The sequence below is a fragment of the Chitinophaga oryzae genome, from assembly GCF_012516375.2.
GTDB lineage: Bacteria > Bacteroidota > Bacteroidia > Chitinophagales > Chitinophagaceae > Chitinophaga > Chitinophaga oryzae.
Genome location: NZ_CP051204.2, coordinates 1,107,732 through 1,124,188, shown reverse-complemented (window position 1 = coordinate 1,124,188; position 16,457 = coordinate 1,107,732). Strand labels below are relative to the sequence as shown.

The window sequence follows — 16,457 nt, the reverse complement described above, 5'->3', positions numbered from 1 at the left end:
AATAAAAGACATTTTAAAATTAAGTACTTTATTTTCTTATGAATATATCTGGTCTTGAGAAGCTATCCAAGTTCCAAATTACACAACGTGCTGTTGAATTGTTAGAAAAAGTATGTCCTAACTATCTCGATCGACCGACAGCCATTCCTATAATGAAGGTTGTGGAATATTTACGAGCCAATTATAATATTAGTTTTGATTTCCAGGCCAAATTTCCCTTATCAGCAGGTAGCAATTTGCTAGGAGCATATGTGTTTAGCAAAAAGCTAATATTAATTGACTCGGAACTAGCTTCTAATGAAAAACGCTTTAACTTCACTCTTGCCCACGAAATTGGTCATTGGCTATTACATCGAAATGTAAAGATACTTGGAAATCGCTCCGATATAATCACGGATGATTCCACAATAATCGGAAACGGGCCAAGAAAGCTCCATACAGACTATGATTGGATGGAATGGCAAGCCAATTATCTAGCATCTTCCTTATTAATGCCTCCTAACTTGATTAAAGCTAGCCTCATTAAAATTCAAGCCAAGAATGGAATAAGTAAACAAGGCATTATTTTTCTGGATATTCAATATGGAAATATTAAAGATTATAATAACATTATAATAGGATTGAGCGATCTACTAGCTGTTTCAAAACAAGCCATAGAATTTAGGTTGCGAGATCTAGGTTTGATTATAGATCAAAGAAGTCCATTCCACATATCTAAGTTCATTGATATTTATTTAAAAGAGGTTTTAAGAATGCCTTCAAATGTCATAGCATTCTCCAATTCAATGTAGTCTTTGCCGTCGTCCCTTTTTCATTCTTTTCTTATACCCTTCAGCTGTCAACTCATAAGGCAATAAATTAAAAGAATCTTCCGGCCTTAGAAGATCATTTAATATACTAGCAATTTCCTTTATGATAGGAACAAAAGGCGAACGCTCCATCAAGGCATCTACCTTTGTGTCCAATAACAGCCTTTGTGTGGTGGTAAAAGATTTCCGCCCGCCATACCTCGTTCTATAGCCTGTCTATAATTCTCCTGCTCTTTTACATTGATTTCCAACTTCTGTTTCAGGTTGAGTATTTGCTCTATCTTGGACAAAGAAAAACCTACTTCACTACCTTTAATCCTCACTTTCTTATTATCAATAAAAGCAATACCCCGGCCTTTAAGAACGGTATACCCCAGGTCTTTCATTCGTTCTGTAAATTGATCAAAATGATTAACATCTGTCAATGCTTGCCGAATATCTTTTTGTAATTGGGTTTTCCGTGAATCATGTCGGGGTAGTAATCGCTCATTGGCAGACAAAAAAGCTTTAGGACTTAATACCTCCTGCAAATGATATTGCTTTTCCAGCCTCCGACAAAGCGCCGCCATCCGCTTATAACTATTGCTATCACTGGCGGCCTTTCCGTCCAGTCCAACGCGATTAGCCACGATGTGAATATGCTGCTCACTGGTATCCTTATGCAATACACAGATATATTGGTTATTGGCTACCCCAAACTCCTTTGCACATTCATACCCTATCTCCTCCAATTGATTGCAGTTAAGGGATTCTCCCGGAGCCAGCCGCAACGAAAAATGGAATACCGGTTTCTCTACCCGCTTACTTAATCTAGCCACATCTCTGAATTGTTGGGCTAACTCTTTCGGATTTCCAAAACACCGGTTGTACGATAGGATTTCTGCTCGACCACTATGTTGCAAGCCATCCAGCCGTGAAAGCTGCTCTTTTTGTTTTTCAGAAAGTTCTTCTTTATCATTCAGGCAATATTGAATACAGCCAAGGAAAGAACCTCCTGTACCTACATAACCTATCATTGGAAATACTTTTTAATCTGTTCCGCTAGCTTTTTCAGGTCACCTGATTGAATTTTCAGTTCCACTAGTTCCGTTAGGGATAATTGCTCTATACCGTTCCGTATTCTAGCAATCTGATTGAGGTTAGCTGCAAGGTGGTTCAGTGTTCCGGTTAACTCTAATACCTCTTTAGGGAATACCTTTTCCCGTCTGTCAATTTTTCAGGCAACGCCCATTTTTCGCTGGTATTCCGATATAGTAAGGTCTGAAGTTCTTGCCTTAGTCTCAATAATGGACCGTTCCCACTGATTACATTTGATGGCCAGGAATTGATCTCTTTTGATTCCTTTGCGGGGCCGGCCACCCTTCTTTTTGAATTGTTCGTTCTCCTGCGTCATAGTCTACTTCACTTTAGATTCTTGAATGCGATAGCATGAAAAAAGCTATTCACCGAATGCGGTAGCATGGGTGAGCCAGTAGTTTTGGTTTTACCAAAACATAGCTGGCTACCTAAGCGAGTTAAAGCCTTCTTCCTTTCCTCTAGCTTTCTTTTCGGCTATGGTGATGATGAATAAGCCAGTCGTTTAAATCCTTTCGGCTGTGGTAAAAATCGCTCCGGTCTATGTACTTATTTTCATCCCATTGCAAGGCTTTTCGGGTGTGATTCATTCCGGCTGTATCTCTGTCTAAAATCAAATGTACCTGCTTGTATTGCTCCATCAGTGGACGGCTTTTTTCAAAGAAGGAAAGGGAATTTAAAACAAGACAATTTGTCAAAGGGGCTTGTTGGTTTCTGTTGATGGTGCAAAAAGATAGGAAGCTAAAGAATCCTTCAAAAACGACTATCTGTTCAGTGTGGTTGTCTACAAAGGTTATTTCTTTTGGGGCGCTGCTGCCTTTAAAATTTTCGTTCCGCAATTCATATCCTCCCGCGTTGTTTTGGAAACCGATAGCGGTATGCTTCTTTCCATATAAAAGAAAATCCACCTCCTCACAGAAACGGCGGGCAATTTCTACGGGTATACGCCGCTTGTGAATATACCCCAACAGCACCGCATCATTTAGGGGGCGGGTGACAACAACCACAATTTTATCCTCACCGGGTTCTTTTTTTTCACCAGCAAAGGACGCCGGGGATGGCGGGTGAAAAGAAAAAGTTGGGGATGGTCGGTACTGAGCAAGGCGCTGCAAAAAGTCGGAAACGGGGCAGTTAAAATAGAGCAACCCGAAGTCTATAAGATTACCTCCCTTGCCAATGCCGTGATCATACCACATATTCAGCCGACGGCTAACCTTAAAGGAGGGGGTTCTTTCCTGCCGCAATGGGGATAAATACCAATAATCTTGGTTTCTGATCTTTTGGGGATGATGGCCAAGGGAAGCCAGGTAGTCAACCAAGTCAAGTTCCCTTGCCTCTTTACATGATAACTTTAACATACAACACAATTTTCAGGTTCACAAATAATCATATACAGAAAAGGCCCGCAGGCCGGTTACTAAACCACCATGCTTGCGAGCCTCTTTAAATCTTCCATAAAAAAGTTCGAAAAAAGTACCGAAGGGGTCACTAAAAAATTGAAAAGCCTTGCAGATTCACTGCAAGGCTTTTTTATGTGTGCTAACATTACTCCATTATAGCTCGAAATTACCCCAATAACTAAGCAACCTAATTACTTTTGGACAGACTTTATGGCAAAACTTCTCTACTGAAAGCCATCAAACCAAATCACAAAACCGCGCTTTTCTATAGTCAAAGACTCAATAATATTGTTATAAACCATCTGCAAACCACCTTCGGCTACGAAATCAATCTGATCGCAGTCTGGTTCAAAAACAATCACCCATCTCTCCTCGTGCTGAGTTAATATCGTTAGTAAAGCAAACAAATCGGTATCTTTCTTTTTTACCTCCTGCCCTTCGTTTATCAACCGCTGTGCCAGCTCATCAACCCCTTCCATTACAGCAATACACTGCCAGCCTTCACTCCTAAGACTCTCAGGCAACAATGGTAGAATATATTGAGTAACAGGTGACTTTACCAGTTTAAATTGATAGACATATGCCTCCTCAGGACCTTGTGGATACTTCTCTCCCTGCCATTCAAATTCGGGCACGTCAAATTTAACAGATGGTATTACTGAATTAACTGGTAACAAAAATTCGAAAGCGATATCCATGTTACCTATCACTATGTCCCGTATCATTTAGCTCAAAAGGATCTGTTATGTTAATTACTATCACTTCTTCACAATCAAACCCCAATATATCATTTTTCATAGTCTTCGATTTTATAGTTTCTCTCCGCTAAACCACTACCCGATATGTCCATATATCAAATGCAACATCACTCGGCTTCCAATCAGGATAACAGAAATTCTGTTTCATTAATTCACATTATGCCTGCAACCCGCGGGCAACCGGTCTATACATAGTTACTGATTACACAAAATTATCCAGCTTATTTTTTCAAATTTCAAGAAAACTGAATCACTATCTTTATACAGATGGTATCAAAAATACCATATCTCAGCAACTCAAAATAACCCGAAAACTTATTAAAAGCCCTATTATACCAAAGTATCACTCCCTGTTCATTTACCCATTTTTTCACTCTCTTTAACCTTTACTGTATGAAGATCTCTCATCTTTTCCTGCCCCTTATTGTATCATCTATATTCACGATGACCAGCTGCCGTAAGGACCTGGCAACCGCTACGAATCCGCAGCAAAACACCCAAGCGCTCAAAACAGAGATTAATGATGGCTCAAAAACCATTACACTCGGCATCGGCGACGACCTCCAAAGAGGCGCCGGCACCCAGGATGACGCTGTTGTTTACAACAAACCTGAGTGGGTGAATGTCAACTTCAGTTCCTCAACAGATTTCCTCGCCTCTTCCTGGACCTATCAGGGTGTTCCTGGCACTGGCCGGCAGTTCTTCCGGTTCAATGGCCTTAGCACCATCCCTGCAGGCACTACCATCACTTCTGCAATACTCACACTGACAGGTGTGACCAGCAGCCTGGCGGCCCCGCAGGGCAACTCCTATTACCCGGGATCTCCATACAATTCTTCCGGCACCAACCCTGCCTGGATAAAACGCGTAACAGGCTCGTGGACAGCCAGCACCATCACCTGGAACAATCAACCCACTACTACCACTACCTACGCAGTGACTGTACCGGCATCCACCTCACAATGGAATTACAGTGTAACCCTCAACGTTACAGCGCTGGTACAGGATCTCATCAACAGCGGACAGAATAACGGTTTCAGCATGCAACTGCAGACCGAAGCTTACTACCGCTGCGTGATCTTCACCGGGCCCCGTCATACCAACGTCAGTGGCCGTCCGAAACTGGTAGTCACCTACGAGATATAACCACTACCAGGATTACCAAAAGCATAATAGGGCCACTTTTTAATTTAAAATGCCCAACCTTAGTTCCGCTAAGGTTGGGCGTTTCAAGTTATGAAAGCGCTCTTCAAAACAATTTCTCACAACAAAAACCGTCAATGTTATAACATTGAATAAAATTCTCCTAAATTAGACCAGCACGACGTTTTTCTTTCAAATTCCTCAAAATACTAAACGTATGCAGGTAACAACCCACTTGCTCATTTCTTTCCCCTGATATAAATATGCTGCCTTCTTATGCTGAACATCCGCTCCATGGCATTGCTCCGCGGCTAAAGACAGGAGAGGAACATCTGTTTAATGTAATCCGCTATTATGAAAAAGAAAACTTTTCCGAAAAAACTGCAGCTGGCAAAAATGAAAATCGCCATCCTGAATCCCAACCAGCTCAAACAGAAAGAATTTATCTGCGAAACTTCTTATGCAGAAACTACTTGCCGTAACTGCGTGGAAACTATCCTTTGCCTTTAACAGGTAAGGACCAACCGCACGTCACACTTCAATGCTGAACATCCGCTCCATGGCATTGCCTCCCGGCTAAAGACAGGAGGGGACTATCTATTGTAATCCTCCAATTATGAAAAAGAACACATTTCCCAAAAAACTCCAGCTGGCAAAAGTAAAAATCGCTGACCTGAATGCTACCCAACCCAAGAAAGCGTTCATCTGCCTGACATCTTTCGATCAAACTACCTGTCCCGGCTGCATCCGGACGATTGACTGCGTTCAATAAACACAATAAAGGGCTGAACCGGGGTTCAGCCCTTTATATCACTATTTAAATTCAAGAATATACGAATGAGTGTCCGGACTTGGGTAAGTTCCTACACTATGGATCTTAATCCGAAGCGGATATCCCAGAGCGCCAAACGGTACGTATTTCTTCCAGTAATTATTGGAAGAGCCGTCCTCCGTTATCGCATAGTCTGCATTCACAAACTGATTATTCAAAGACGGCGGAATATAACTTACCGTCGTCGGATTGCTTTTCAGCGCAGCGGATGCGATAATCACCACTTCATGCTCCGTGGCAAGCCCGTGGCTCCAGTTGGGACCTTTCACCCAGTTCCCGCCGAAATCGCCGACACTGTAAATCATATGTTCTCCCTGATTGTTCAGCGTAACGGCATGATCCCCTACAAAACCGCTATTGATAGTATTTACCCTTCGTAAAATACCAAGCCAGTTTCTATGTTCCGCAAAATAGTAAACCGTGCAAAAGCCCCTGTTTTGTCCGTTCAACAAAAAGTTGTAAATCTTAACCTGTGCATGAGCTGCCGCCTCCACGCCGGATTCCATCGGAGACGCATTGGCAAAACTGCCTTCTCCCATTTTAAGTTGATTCAAAACGGGTGCCTGTCCATAAGCAACCAGCGCAGACTGATCAAAGACAGTGACATCTCTTGCTAATGTATTTTTCTTGTCTCTTGCCCAAATAATAGTATGCTCATTTGCTTTTCTGCCACCAATGCTACCTTCTGCCTGAATAGAAGAAGTCGTAATCTGATCATGGCTGTATTGCAAAAGCTGGTCATTTATCCGAACCAGGCCTTCTGCATTTACTACACCCGCTTCCAGAATACCCCGGCAGTTGATATCATAAGAAGTGCCGGCACTATTCCACACTACAACCCGATCATACTTGTTCTTCACGGTAAAAAAGCCGTCTTTATTCTGTGCGGCTTCCATTTTATCAAGCTCCTGATTGAATTTGTCGTAAACCGATCTCAGGGAAGTGAAACCAATCTCCTTCTCCCATGCCTGTCGCTGTTCCGCAGACATTGAATTAATTGCCAACATTGTCTGAACGAAAGTCTGATCGTCAGAGAAGTGCAGTACACCATCGACTACTTTAACAGGACTGTCTTTTGCCACTGGTTCACTTTCTTTGACACTTGCCTCCTTTTTACAGGACAGAAAGACAAACATTAACAGCAAACCTGTGCAGAGCATTAAATTGATTTTCATAAAATAAGTGGGTTAAAAAAGTGAAATAATAAACGTGGAACCAATAGAATATTTGATAGTATTAGCAGGAGATAATATGCATAGTATTCCGGTAAAGGCCAACAATACGGATTACAAGCCCCGGAGCGAACTGATGGTTATTTTGATTACTGTCTTTGTAGCCGGAAAATGGTATACTACAGTCCGTCAACTACTAAAACATATTTTCAGTATACGAAATTATTTAACGATCCTGTTCAGGAATAGTATAAAAGCGACAACATTCAGACAATTAAAAACATGATATGTTTATGCATACCTTTCTCATAGTAAACCGGCGCGGACTTCTGCAAAACACGCAGGGCTGCCCTTCCGGAGCAGCCCTACCCTCTCTGAAATGCAAGCACCCTTACTTAAGCACAATTTTTCTGATAGCCCTGTTATTCGGATCAGAGATATAAATACTTCCTTCCTTGTCGATCGCCAGGTCCGCCATCAAACCGATCTTCGCCTTATCCAGGCTGCCATCTTCAAAACCTCTTGACAGTTTCGCCGCGGTGCTCACCTGCCCCGTAGACGGATCCAGCTTACGCAACGCATAGTTATGCACATCTGCGATCAGCAGGTTTTGTTCATGATCTATCAGCAATGCACCGATAGTGCCTCCAAACAGTGCAGAAGACACCGGCCCGTCCTGGTAGCCAGCGGATGACCCAACCCAGGTCAACTTGCTGTTACTGAACTGTTGCCAGTAGAAAGTAGGTTCATATTTGTCTCCTACCACAAACAGATGATCATTGTTACCGCTAATGGCCATCCGCGTTGCCTCTGCTGTCCGGGCAAACACATTTTCCGATATGCCATTGGGAGATACCCGAAATACACCTTTATACAACTGCGTGTAATAGAGGTTACCTTTTTTGTCTATCGTCACCGTACCAACGTCATTGGGCAAACCACTCCTGAGGGTCGTCACATCGCCCTGCGGTGTGATTTTACGGAGAGCGCCACCATTAGCAGACACCTCGGAAACATAGAGGTTATCATTTTCATCCAGCACCAGGCCGTAAATACTACCAAAGCGGGCATTCGTGCCATTGCCATCGGCTACCCCCAATTGGTTAGGCTCTCCGGCAAAGACGGACACATTGCCGGCAGGCGTCACTTTGGAAATATAGTTCTCACGGGTGTTGGACACAAATACGTTACCCTGCCTGTCTACTACCAGCGGACCGATGAATGCACCCATCTGGCTGGTCAACGTAAACATACCGGAACGGCTAAACGGAACAGGGCTTTCCGCTATCAGTGCAGCACGTTTCACTTTTACCGGGCCGGTCGTCAGGTTGGCCGGCGTCATCACTTCCAGCGTGGTGGCTGTGGCGCTGAGTATCTGTGCTACCACACCGTTGAACGTTACCTCGTTCTCTGCAGGGTTTATACTGAAACCGGTACCGGTGATCACTACCTTAGTGCCTGCCAGACCATTGGACGGTTCCATTTTCAGTATACCCAGATTTTGTTCTGTAAACTCCGGCCCTTTCACCGGCTGATCATTCACGCTCACCATCACCGTTCCCTTGCCCATACCTGCCGGCAGCACTACCGTAAGACGCAGACTGGTCGCCTCTTTCACCACCGCCTTCACATTATTGATCGTCACTACGTTTTCATCTGCTACAGTGCTGAAGTCTTTCCCCTCAATGATCATCTCCGCACCAGCCGGCCCGCTGAGCGGACTTACCAGCCGCAACGACGGCGGCGGCACTACGGTGAACGACGGACCGACAATTTTCTGCCCGTTAATGGTAACAGCCAGCGGCCCGCTCGCTACTCCTTCCGGCGCCACTGCCACCAGTTTACCGGCAGTCACCTCTGCCACGACAGCTTTCTTACCGTTGAACTCCACCACATTATCGGCGGCTACCGCTGCAAAGCCTTCTCCGCTAATGGTTACACGGGTACCCTGACCACCGGTCAGCGGCTTAATACCACTGATCGTCTGAAACTGAAAAGGCTGCCCCACAGATACCATCCCGTCTACCTTCACCGTCACCGGTCCGCTGCCGGCCCCTTCCGGCACGGTGGCAATCAGCGTAGTGTCGCTGGCACTTACCACAGTAGCGGATTTGCCGTTGACCAGCACTTCTGCAGGTGATTTCAGGCTGCTGAAGCCAGCGCCGCTGATGCGTATCTGCGTACCCGCGGTACCGTTAGGAGGAAATATTTTCTGCACACTTAACTTCTGGTAGGTATACTCGCCTACGGTCAATGACTTGCTGCCGTTGGAAAAAGTAACGGTGCCGCTCTGCCCTTTTTCCGGCGCGCGTACCACCAGCAGGGTATCGGTAGTGCTCAGCACTTCTGCATCGGTACCGTTGAAGGATATACTGGCTTTCCCCTCGGAGAAACCGCTACCGGTAATGGTGACCAGCGTTCCGGCATTGCCGCTGTTAGGATAATAACTCCTGACCTCAAACGGGACCACAGCCGCTATTTTATCTTTTTTACAGGCCTGTATAATGCCCATCAGGTATAACATCACGCCTGCGAATAAATATGTTGTAAGCTTTTGCATATCATCTGTTGTTTAAAAGGTGTAACGCAGTCCCAGCTGTACCTGGTAACGGGAACCGAAATAATCAATGGAATAGGGCGTACCCGGATCAGAGAAAGTATATACCGGTATACCACCTTTGTTCTGCTCCGGCGGGAACAGGGTAGGCGTTAAACCAACACTGGCAGTAGAGTTAAAGGTATTGGGCGAGAAATAGCTGATGCCCCAGTTGCGGTTCAACAGGTTGGTCAGGTTCACCACATCTGCCGTGAAGGTGATGAAATGCGTTTTCATCTTACGCAGATGGAACTCCTGCGCGAAGTGCAGGTCTGCCTGCACATTCCACGGTGTGCGGCCCATATTTCTCTCAGTGAAATTTCCCCTTCTGCTGTTCAGGTATTTGTTGCCATCAACGTAACGGTTAAACGCTTCGGCCTGTTCAGCCGCCGTCACCTGCTGCCCGTTGCTGGTATAGTCCCTGAAGAAACGGATCGCCTCTTCTGTCTGCGGGATATAAGCCAGGCTCACCTGCTGCGGTAACCCCTGTACGCTGTTGTTCACTACCCCGTAGGTGAAAGGACTGCCGGACTGCGCACTGAAGAACAGGCTAAGGGTGCTCACCCATGTTTCATTCCACGCCTTGCGGTAGCTGGTATTCACCACAAAGCGGTGACGGATATCGAAGTTGGAATAAGCCAGCGGCGCATTATTCGGGCTCAACGCCTGGTTCAGCTGCCAGTTGGACTCCATGGAGTTACGGATACCATTGAAGGCATCCTTGCTCTGGCCATAGGTATACGCGCCCGACAGATATAAACCGCCGGAGAAGTTTTTGCTGGCGGTGCCGGTGATGCTGTAGCGGAAACCTTTGTTAGTATTGCTCAACAGGTATGCATTGGAGAAATGCGGATCAATATTGCCGGAATAAACAGGCTGCTGCCGGTCTTTATCGTAAGCGTAATATTTCGGGTTATCGGTGATGTTCACCTGCTGAAAGAAGACTTCCTTAATACTTTTGGTGACCATAGCTTCTATCCCGAACTTCCACTGACTGGCAGTAGTCCTGTCGATGGCCAGGCTGGCGCGCAGTATCTTCGGCATCACAAAATCATTATCGATCAGGTCCACCTGTGTCTTCCCGGCATTAGGGTTGTTGATGACAGTGCCGTTCTGTTCAATGAAATCGGCGATACCGTTCTTACCCGGCTTGATAGCGTCACTACCGGGGGCGAAAGGCTTCTGGTCTGCTTTCTGGTCAAATGAACCGTAGTTCACGCCGTTGTTATAGTAGGCATAGGCCAGCCATGCAAAGGGAATACGGCCGGTAAACATGCCCACGCCGCCGCGAACGATGAGGCTCTGATCTCCCAGCCAGTCGTAGCGGAAACCTAAGCGCGGGGAAATCTGTACTTTCCCGAAATACCGGTTCTCAATGCGGTTCAGCGGCGTATAGTGATACGTAGATCCGAAGTAAGGATCGGCGATCGCGTTGGTCACTTTATCGCTCAGCTCCGGTTTTGTAGGCAGATGCGTATAGTCGGCACGCAGCCCGGGCGTAACGGTCAACTTGTCCGTCACCCGGATCGCATCCTGTATGTACACGCTGTACAGGTTCACATTAAATACCGCGCCGGGATGGCTCATGATATAGTCGCGACTGTTATTGGTGTAGTTATAGCTCCCTCTTACACGATAGGGCGTATTACGCAGGTAGTCATCGATGCTCAGGTAGTCCACACGGCCGTTCCAGGCATTCACAAACCCGTAGTCGATATGATACAGCTCATTGTGCATGCCCATCAATACCGTGTGTTTACCTTTGGTCCAGGTGAGGTTGTTGGTAATTTCGATAGTACGCTGTTTCATATTGAATACAGACGCCTCCCTGTCTGTGCCCAGATAGATGGTGGTGCCCGGCGTGCGGCCCATGATCTGTACCTGCGGCAACGTAGGATCGCTGAGCGGATCGCGGTAGTCGTGCACGGTAGTGAAACCGGCGACGAAACTATTGGACCAGGCGTTGTTGAAACGGCTTTTCAGTTCAGCGACGGTGCTGCTCTGGTTATTCGTTTGCTTGAAAGCCATGCTGCCGAAACGAAAATCCTGTTGGTCGCGGTCCAGGCTGATGGCGCTGGAGGTAATGGTATTGTTGCGGACAGACAGCTGGTGTTTATCGTTGATGTTCCAGTCTATACGATTGAAGAATTTATTGGACTCGGAAGAGGAGTTGTACATCCCCGGTGTCCCCGGGTCAAAGATATCTCCGTAGCGTTTGATGGTCGCCTGGCGGATATCGTCGGCGTCTTTCCCGCTGAGGATACGGGCTGTTTCTTCCTTACCGGCCAGCAGCTGCGCAGGATCGGTTCTGCGGGTGATTTCTTCATTGGTAAAAAAGAATAGTTTGTTTTTGATGATCGGGAAACCGAGCCGTATGCCTGCCTGGTAATCTTTAAAGTCACTGTTCATCTTATCACCGTTGCCGGCTTTGTTTTTCCCGATCATGGCAGCGGTGCGGCCAAAGCCGTATACCGAACCGGTGAAGGTGTTGGTACCGCTGCGGGTAACAGCGTTGACGCTGCCGCCGGTGAAGTTACCGATCTTCACGTCGAAGGGCGCGAGGTACACCTGCATGTCTTCGATCGCATCGAGGGAAACGGGATTGGTGCGGGTGCTGCTGCCGGGCTGACCGGAAGTGCCGCTTTGTCCGCCCATAGACGGGCTGAAGCCGATCGCATCGTTATTGATGGCCCCGTCGATGGTAACGTTGTTGTAGCGGAAGTTGGAACCGCCGAAACTATTGTCTTTGCTGCCTTGCGGCACCATGCGGGTAATGTCTTGTATGCTGCGGCTCACCGTCGGCATATTATTGATCTGGCTGCGGCTGATGTTCTGGCCCGCGCCATAATTATTGGCTTTGGGTCCTGCCTTCGCGCCTTTCACCACTACTTCGGATAGTTGCTTGCGGTCATCGTTCAGCACTACATTCAACTGTTGCGGTTCACCCAGGCGTACGGTCACGTTCTGGTATTTTTGCGGCGCCATGCCCATCATAGTCACGGTAACAGTGTACGGACCGCCGATACGCATTCCTAAAATGTGATAGCGGCCTCCCGCATCGGATATCACCGGATAACGGGTACCGGAAGGTTCGTGCAATGCGATGATGGTGGCTCCCGGCAATGCCTGCCCCTGGCCGTCCTGTACCTTTCCCGTCAGGCCGCCGGAGGTTTCCTGCGCTATGCCGGCCATCGACGCCAGCATTAGCAACAGGAAAGAATATATTGTTACAATTATTTTTTTTGTGTTCATCACGTAAGATTATAACTGATTCTACTTTGTGATTTTTAATACCTGGTCGGTAATATGTACTACACCGTTACCGGCAATGCTATTCTGCTTTACCAGCTTTACCGGCGCGTCGTTGCCCGGCCCCTGAAGCGTAATACCATTGTAAAGCCCCGGCGACAGCGGGTCTGGCGTAAGCTGCACTTTCACAATATTGTCGTCGAGCATGTTCTGCGTAGTGGCGGCAGTGCTTCCGGTACTCAGGATATAGTCATACACAAACCGGCGGTCGGCCGCAATGTGATAACGCAACAATGCGGCCAGTACCCCGGGATCGGCCGCCTCGATCTGCTCCAGCGTCTTATAGCCGTAGGCAGTCATGGCAGCGTTGTTTGCAGCATACACGGTATAGGGACCTTTGCCTTTCAGCAAAGCGGATAAACCGGAACGTTGTAAGGCGTGGCTGAAGAGGCTCAGGCTCGGCTCGGCCGTGAGCGCTTCTGTCACCGTTTCATAGAGATATGGTTCCAACATACGATCGATGACCTGCAGCGTACCATTGCTGGCTTTCATGCTAATGGCCAGCACCCGGCTGCCATTGACAGTCAGCACGGTGTCTTTGTCTTTTATCCAGCGGGTCACATACAGCTTTCCGCCGTTGTAAGTGCGTATCTCCTGGTTAAACAGGAAAGGCATTTTATTCAGATCATAGTTGCCGTTGAGGATATGATATCCCGTGATATTGGTCATCAGGGAAATACTGGCCGTGCCTACACTGAGGGTAGTGGGATATCCTGCGTTGGTGAAAGCGGCGTCAGATGGCGCCAATACGGTGAGTGGTCCTGCGCTGGTCAGCAACGGCCGCATACTGCTGCGGTCGGTCGCTGCTTTGAACTTACTGAGGTTGAAGTTGTCCGCCACCACTTCCATGAGGCGGTCGTTAGCTTTAGGTTCATCAGCTTCGTCTTTCTTGCAGGCGCCTGCCATCAGTAAAGACAAACTGATCACCACCAGCCGGCGGGAAAAATATTGTCTGGATAATATAGTATTTGTAGTCATCATGAATCTTTAATGGATCAACTGTTAGTTCACCTTGAAATTATCCGGCAGAAAAAGCCGGTCCACCAGATGTAGCGGACCTTCAAAGGTGTTGATGTCTCTTGCGATGATAGTTGCCGGCGGTGTATTGGCACTTCTCAGTTTTACCTTGATGGTATTACCCTCACGGATAAACTGCAACGGCATTTTATAACCGGCGGTAGTTGTATTCCCCAGAGATATCCAATAATCTCCGATCAGTTTATCATCGAGATCATTAGAATAAAATACAGTACGGGCAGAAGGAATAAAACCGCTATTGTCGGTGGGAGCATAAGATCGTCCCCAGTTGTGATAGTCCAGGATACTGTCGGTAGGAATTAAACCAGTCATCTTGTAAGACTCCCAGTCCAGTTCAGGTATGAAGCGGCTGTTAATATCCATAACTTGTGTTATATCCTGAATGCCGGCCTGGTGGAAAGCCTCATCGGTAGGGGCCAGATAGGAATTAAAAACAACGGCGCCGGAGGCGGGGTCCACATTCCAAAAATAGCCGCCGTAGCGCACAAAAGAGCCAAAGGTATATTCCATCCAGCTGGCCTCATTCATATCGTTGATGGCCAGCAGCATAGTAAAGCGGCCATCTTCCTCCAGTATTTCCCTGACATGCTTTTCTGGTTTCTGCAACAACCGGTTCACCGGCCAGATGATACCATTCCTCGCTGCCACCGGCGGATAGTTGCCGCAAAGCTGGCCATCGATAATCAGCTGGCTATCTTTCGCCATTGCCATAAAGTGGCGGTAGGTGTAGGCATAAGGACGGCCCACGCCCGATCCTGAACCATTCCGGTATTCCGTCAAATTTGGGTTCTCCAGCATCGTCATCCTGGGAGAACTCATTTTTTGCGTCTGAAGGGTCAATGGCTCGAGTTTTTCATTGAGCATATGGTATCTCATCAGTGTATTCAGCTCCTCCGGAGAGCGTTTGCCGATTTCAGTTTCATCGAGTCCGGCAGCCTTCATGGACGCATCGTCCACTGCCAGCACGGTAACGGACGCCCGGGCTCCCAATGCCATCAGGACTTCCTCTATATTACTACGCTGCCAGGCAGCATAAAACAGCTTATAAGGAGACGATTTCAGGACTGCCCGGATATCGGCGCTGGCACTGTCTTTATAGGGAACGGTCTCACCTTCCGGTTCCGGCATGAACATTTCCTTTCTGCAACCGGTGTGCAACAACCCTATGCTGAAGAACGCCCCGCAGAGGATAGTTGCCTGTATAGTTCTGTATATTTTATTTTTCATGATGATTATGTCGTTAACTGTTGACCTTATTTTACGGCCTGTTCGGGTTTTAGCAGCAAGCCATCCAGCTGATGTACCACACCGTTGTCAGTATTATAATCCACGATTCCTTTCCGTTCCACCGGCACCGCATTTAGCGGCTGATGGTTTCTGTCTTCCCGGATGGAACAGGTATACCTGATTTTCAGAACACCGTTTTCTGTACCGTCCAGGCTGGCGATCTCCAGCAGGTAGGTATCATCCTTTATATTAAGTCTCAGCGGGTCGCTGGTACCAGTCATGGTTTTAAACGCACGGATATCAGAGAAGAAGTAGTGCTGTTTGTGTATGATGTAGCTTCCAAAAAGCCGCGCCATGGTGTATTTGTCAGGGTCTAACGCTGCGATTGCCTGCTCATCCAGGCCATTGGCTTTGAGTGCCGCATTGGTGGGCGCCAGTACCGTCCAGGGGCCGCCACTTTTTAACTGTTCCCAAAAGCCGAAACGTTTCAGGGCACCTACAAACAGGCTGAATTCCTCATGCTGAGCAAGCAGGTCCTGTACAGTCCCCGGCTGATCTTTTATCACCTGCTGCAGCACCTGCAATACACCGTTGGTAACAACCACGTCTTTCACATCTGCCAGACAACCGTGGAAGTAAATGGCATTGCGATTGGCCGCTGAACCAAAAGGATTGGTAGCCATTGTTACCAGCAACTCCCGTGTGCCGATAGTTTTAAACCGTACGTCCACGCTATTGGACGCCAGGTCACCTTCGCGCAACGTGCGGGGCAACACATGCAGTTGTACCAGTTCCTTTACCTTGTCGACCGGCATTTTGGCCAGATCGGCAGTGCTCAGGATCCCCATCTCATTAAATGCCTTATTGTTGGGCGCCAGGATGGTAAATGGTCCCGGGCCGTTCAGTTCCGCCGTCATGCCAGCCCTTTCAATGGCTGCGGAGAAGAGGCTCAGGTCATAGTTGTTCCGGATGAAATCTGCTGCAGGGCGATAGTTCTTCAACTCCTGCCCGAAATCCAGTTTATCATGCTTACAGGAAGTAAACATCATCCCGATCAAGGCTAAGAATATGATAGTGTAATGTTTCATAGTTGATGATT

At 47.2% G+C, this 16,457-nt stretch carries 15 protein-coding genes; 4 read left to right on the top strand and 11 right to left on the bottom strand.

The window, feature by feature from the left end:
• Nucleotides 1-38: 38 nt before the first annotated feature.
• The gene (locus tag HF324_RS04740; RefSeq protein ID WP_168862023.1) at nt 39-791 is read left to right on the top strand and encodes an ImmA/IrrE family metallo-endopeptidase; all 753 of its coding nucleotides are present in this window, start codon (nt 39-41) and stop codon (nt 789-791) included.
• A gap of 158 nt (nt 792-949) precedes the next feature.
• On the opposite strand, the gene HF324_RS04735 is transcribed toward HF324_RS04740, so the two are convergent.
• The 5 genes from HF324_RS04735 to HF324_RS04725 all read right to left on the bottom strand — a co-directional run bounded on the left by HF324_RS04735 (nt 950) and on the right by HF324_RS04725 (nt 3,981).
• On the bottom strand, nt 950-1,825 hold the full coding sequence (locus HF324_RS04735) for a relaxase/mobilization nuclease domain-containing protein (RefSeq protein WP_168862022.1): 876 nt from the start codon (nt 1,823-1,825) through the stop codon (nt 950-952).
• Nucleotides 1,822-1,917: a hypothetical protein gene (locus tag HF324_RS33990; protein WP_507999829.1), complete on the bottom strand. Its 96-nt coding sequence runs from the start codon at nt 1,915-1,917 to the stop codon at nt 1,822-1,824. Before HF324_RS33990 ends, HF324_RS04735 begins: the two co-directional genes overlap by 4 nt.
• A gap of 108 nt (nt 1,918-2,025) precedes the next feature.
• On the bottom strand, nt 2,026-2,202 hold the full coding sequence (locus tag HF324_RS33840) for a plasmid mobilization protein (protein WP_373997297.1): 177 nt from the start codon (nt 2,200-2,202) through the stop codon (nt 2,026-2,028).
• Between the two features lie 142 nt (nt 2,203-2,344).
• Entirely contained in the window at nt 2,345-3,241 is an 897-nt protein-coding gene (locus HF324_RS04730) for a DUF8464 domain-containing protein (protein ID WP_168862021.1), read from the bottom strand.
• 266 nt (nt 3,242-3,507) lie between these two features.
• Nucleotides 3,508-3,981 (bottom strand): hypothetical protein, encoded by a 474-nt coding sequence (locus HF324_RS04725; RefSeq protein WP_168862020.1) that lies wholly within the window; start codon nt 3,979-3,981, stop codon nt 3,508-3,510.
• A 453-nt stretch (nt 3,982-4,434) separates the two neighbouring features.
• Here HF324_RS04725 and HF324_RS04720 point away from each other — a divergent pair, with 453 nt between their 5' ends.
• From HF324_RS04720 to HF324_RS04710, 3 genes are all read left to right on the top strand, one after another.
• Nucleotides 4,435-5,187 (top strand): DNRLRE domain-containing protein, encoded by a 753-nt coding sequence (locus tag HF324_RS04720; protein WP_168862019.1) that lies wholly within the window; start codon nt 4,435-4,437, stop codon nt 5,185-5,187.
• A 351-nt stretch (nt 5,188-5,538) separates the two neighbouring features.
• Complete coding sequence (locus HF324_RS04715; RefSeq protein ID WP_159455989.1) at nt 5,539-5,694, top strand: class I lanthipeptide; 156 nt, start codon at nt 5,539-5,541, stop codon at nt 5,692-5,694.
• Between the two features lie 106 nt (nt 5,695-5,800).
• Nucleotides 5,801-5,956 (top strand): class I lanthipeptide, encoded by a 156-nt coding sequence (locus HF324_RS04710; RefSeq protein ID WP_168810011.1) that lies wholly within the window; start codon nt 5,801-5,803, stop codon nt 5,954-5,956.
• A 41-nt stretch (nt 5,957-5,997) separates the two neighbouring features.
• Here HF324_RS04710 and HF324_RS04705 read toward each other — a convergent pair whose 3' ends face one another.
• From HF324_RS04705 to HF324_RS04680, 6 genes are all read right to left on the bottom strand, one after another.
• Nucleotides 5,998-7,191 (bottom strand): DUF4848 domain-containing protein, encoded by a 1,194-nt coding sequence (locus HF324_RS04705; protein ID WP_168810009.1) that lies wholly within the window; start codon nt 7,189-7,191, stop codon nt 5,998-6,000.
• A 388-nt stretch (nt 7,192-7,579) separates the two neighbouring features.
• The gene (locus HF324_RS04700) at nt 7,580-9,748 is read right to left on the bottom strand and encodes an IPT/TIG domain-containing protein (protein ID WP_168862018.1); all 2,169 of its coding nucleotides are present in this window, start codon (nt 9,746-9,748) and stop codon (nt 7,580-7,582) included.
• A 12-nt stretch (nt 9,749-9,760) separates the two neighbouring features.
• Entirely contained in the window at nt 9,761-13,036 is a 3,276-nt protein-coding gene (locus tag HF324_RS04695) for a TonB-dependent receptor (protein ID WP_168862017.1), read from the bottom strand.
• Nucleotides 13,037-13,057: 21 nt separating this feature from the next.
• Complete coding sequence (locus HF324_RS04690; protein WP_220100676.1) at nt 13,058-14,074, bottom strand: fasciclin domain-containing protein; 1,017 nt, start codon at nt 14,072-14,074, stop codon at nt 13,058-13,060.
• A 21-nt stretch (nt 14,075-14,095) separates the two neighbouring features.
• Nucleotides 14,096-15,358 (bottom strand): fasciclin domain-containing protein, encoded by a 1,263-nt coding sequence (locus tag HF324_RS04685; RefSeq protein WP_168862016.1) that lies wholly within the window; start codon nt 15,356-15,358, stop codon nt 14,096-14,098.
• A 26-nt stretch (nt 15,359-15,384) separates the two neighbouring features.
• Nucleotides 15,385-16,446 carry a fasciclin domain-containing protein gene (locus HF324_RS04680; protein WP_168862015.1) on the bottom strand — a complete coding sequence of 354 codons (1,062 nt, stop codon included), beginning with the start codon at nt 16,444-16,446 and terminating at the stop codon, nt 15,385-15,387.
• Between the last annotated feature and the right edge of the window lie 11 nt (nt 16,447-16,457).

What these genes read in the sequence shown, in the direction of transcription:
- HF324_RS04735 (WP_168862022.1), bottom strand. Translation starts at nt 1,825, where the DNA reads ATGATAGGTTATGTAGGTACAGGAGGTTCTTTCCTTGGCTGTATTCAA.
- HF324_RS04690 (WP_220100676.1), bottom strand. Translation starts at nt 14,074, where the DNA reads ATGATGACTACAAATACTATATTATCCAGACAATATTTTTCCCGCCGG.
- HF324_RS04700 (WP_168862018.1), bottom strand. Translation starts at nt 9,748, where the DNA reads ATGCAAAAGCTTACAACATATTTATTCGCAGGCGTGATGTTATACCTG.
- HF324_RS04695 (WP_168862017.1), bottom strand. Translation starts at nt 13,036, where the DNA reads ATGAACACAAAAAAAATAATTGTAACAATATATTCTTTCCTGTTGCTA.
- HF324_RS04680 (WP_168862015.1), bottom strand. Translation starts at nt 16,446, where the DNA reads ATGAAACATTACACTATCATATTCTTAGCCTTGATCGGGATGATGTTT.
- HF324_RS04725 (WP_168862020.1), bottom strand. Translation starts at nt 3,981, where the DNA reads ATGGATATCGCTTTCGAATTTTTGTTACCAGTTAATTCAGTAATACCA.
- HF324_RS04720 (WP_168862019.1), top strand. Translation starts at nt 4,435, where the DNA reads ATGAAGATCTCTCATCTTTTCCTGCCCCTTATTGTATCATCTATATTC.
- HF324_RS04715 (WP_159455989.1), top strand. Translation starts at nt 5,539, where the DNA reads ATGAAAAAGAAAACTTTTCCGAAAAAACTGCAGCTGGCAAAAATGAAA.
- HF324_RS04710 (WP_168810011.1), top strand. Translation starts at nt 5,801, where the DNA reads ATGAAAAAGAACACATTTCCCAAAAAACTCCAGCTGGCAAAAGTAAAA.
- HF324_RS33840 (WP_373997297.1), bottom strand. Translation starts at nt 2,202, where the DNA reads ATGACGCAGGAGAACGAACAATTCAAAAAGAAGGGTGGCCGGCCCCGC.
- HF324_RS04685 (WP_168862016.1), bottom strand. Translation starts at nt 15,358, where the DNA reads ATGAAAAATAAAATATACAGAACTATACAGGCAACTATCCTCTGCGGG.
- HF324_RS04740 (WP_168862023.1), top strand. Translation starts at nt 39, where the DNA reads ATGAATATATCTGGTCTTGAGAAGCTATCCAAGTTCCAAATTACACAA.
- HF324_RS04730 (WP_168862021.1), bottom strand. Translation starts at nt 3,241, where the DNA reads ATGTTAAAGTTATCATGTAAAGAGGCAAGGGAACTTGACTTGGTTGAC.
- HF324_RS04705 (WP_168810009.1), bottom strand. Translation starts at nt 7,191, where the DNA reads ATGAAAATCAATTTAATGCTCTGCACAGGTTTGCTGTTAATGTTTGTC.